This is a genomic window from Streptomyces sp. NPDC055078, assembly GCF_053607985.1.
The window spans coordinates 1-1,963 of the sequence record NZ_JBSGUP010001002.1 but is presented as its reverse complement, the minus strand read 5'-3'; the positions used below and the strand labels follow the sequence as shown (position 1 = coordinate 1,963).

General features: G+C 70.5%; 2 protein-coding genes. Both read right to left on the bottom strand.

Annotation, left to right across the window (positions count from 1 at the left end):
- On the bottom strand, positions 1-475 hold a 475-nt coding region (locus ACWF94_RS39560; protein ID WP_453499984.1), incomplete at its 3' end, for a glycosyltransferase.
- 6 nt (positions 476-481) lie between these two features.
- Entirely contained in the window at positions 482-1,864 is a 1,383-nt protein-coding gene (ftsW, locus tag ACWF94_RS39555; RefSeq protein ID WP_453499986.1) for a putative lipid II flippase FtsW, read from the bottom strand.
- Between the last annotated feature and the right edge of the window lie 99 nt (positions 1,865-1,963).

Sequence of the window (1,963 nt, the reverse complement as noted above, 5' to 3'; positions counted from 1 at the left end):
GGATGCCGATGTAGCGGGCGCCCCGCAGTTTGCTGTCGGGGGTGGCGACGGCGACCCCTGCGGCGTACCGCGAGCCGATCTTGTTGGCGAGCCCGGGACGGGCGTTGGCCTCATGGACGACGATCGGCACCCCGCGCCGCTTGGCGGCGAGATACCCGGGCAGGGCCACATAGCCGCCGAAGCCGACGACGCAGTCGGCCTTGGTGCGCTCCAGGACCTGCTCGGCGGCCTTGATGGTGCCGCGCAGCCGTCCCGGTACGGTGATCAGTTCCGGTGTGGGCTTGCGCGGCAGCGGCACGGCGGGGATGAGCGCCAGTTCGTACCCCCGCTCCGGGACGAGCCTGGTCTCCAGTCCGCGCTCTGTGCCGAGGGCAGTGATGCCCACGGTCGGGTCCTGCCTGCGCAGGGCGTCCGCGAGGGCGAGCGCGGGCTCGATGTGGCCGGCGGTCCCCCCACCGGCGAGTACGACATGCACCGAAATTCACCGCTCTCCGGACGGACGCTTCTTGACGCGCCGTCTCATCGACTTCCATCTCACCCCTGGCCTCCGCATGGCCAGGGCCGCTTTCGCGGCGGGATCCTCTCGCGCGAAGGCGATCAGCAGCCCGATGGCGAACATGGACGGCAGCAGGGCCGACCCTCCGTAGGAGAACAGCGGGAGCGGGACACCGGCGATCGGCAGCAGACCGAGCACCGCACCGACGTTGACCACGGCCTGTGCCGTGATCCAGGTGGTCACGCCTCCCGCGGCGTACCTCACGAAGGGGTCCTCCGTGCGTCCGGCCACGCGGATACCCGCATAGCCTAGAGCCGCGAACAGGGCGAGTACCGACAGCGTCCCCGCCAGGCCAAGCTCCTCCCCGGCGATGGCGAAGATGAAATCGGTGTGCGGCTCAGGGAGTTGTCCCCATTTCTCCACACTCGCGCCGAGGCCCGAACCGAACCATCCGCCGGAGGCGAGGGCGTAGATCCCGTGCACCGCCTGCCAGCACTCCCCCTTGGGGCCGAGGTCGATGGCGCCGATGCAGGAGAGCCGGGACATCCGGTTCTCATTGGTCCTGATGAGCGCGAAGCCGACGAGGGCGGCGACGCCGAGAACTCCGGCGAACAGCCGGGTGGGCGCCCCGGCCAGCCACAGCAGTCCGAAGAGGATCGCGGTGAGGATGATCGCGGTGCCCATGTCACCGCCGAGCATGATCAGACCGAGCAGCATGAAGGCGACCGGGACGAGCGGCACCAGCATGTGTTTCCACTGGTTCAGCAGTCGCTTGTCCTGTTTGCGCGCGAGCAGGTCGGCGCCCCACAGGATCAGTGCCAGCTTGCCGAACTCACTGGGCTGGAGCTGGAAGGGGCCGCCGAGGGAGAGCCAGTTCTGATTGCCGTTGACCTCAAGCCCTATCCCCGGGACCTGCACCAGCACCATCAGGAAGACGGTGACCATGAGCAGCGGGTAGGCCAGCGCGCGGTGCAGTTTGGACGGCATACGGGAGGCCAGCAGCAGCAGTCCGGTACCGATGGCCGCGGCGAGGAACTGTTTGCGGAAGAAGTACGAGGCGGGGAGCGACAGCTCCAGCGCCTTGATCATCGAGGCGGAGTACACCATCACCAGGCCGAGCACGGTGATCAGCAGGCTGCTGCCGAGGATGAGGTAGTAGGCGGTCAGCGGCCGGTCCCAGGCCCGGCGGGCCCGCTCGTACAGCCGTCGGACGCCACTGCTCCGGGGCGGGCGCGGCGCCCGGGGCGTACGCGCGCCGCCGCGTGCGGCGGCCGACCTGCGGCCGAGCGTTCCTCCGGTACGGCTGCGCAGCGCGAGGCCCGGACGCGACGCCTTCGCGCGTACGCCCGCGCGTACCGGAATCGCCATGGCCGGGCCGCCCGCCAGGGCGGGAGCGAGCACGGGCACCGGAAGGCGCACGGCTCGCGCCCATGCCGGACGGCGCCGCGGCACCCGGGACACGGAACC

Coding starts and splice junctions, on each gene's coding strand:
- ftsW (WP_453499986.1), bottom strand. CDS start 1,864: ATGGCGATTCCGGTACGCGCGGGCGTACGCGCGAAGGCGTCGCGTCCG.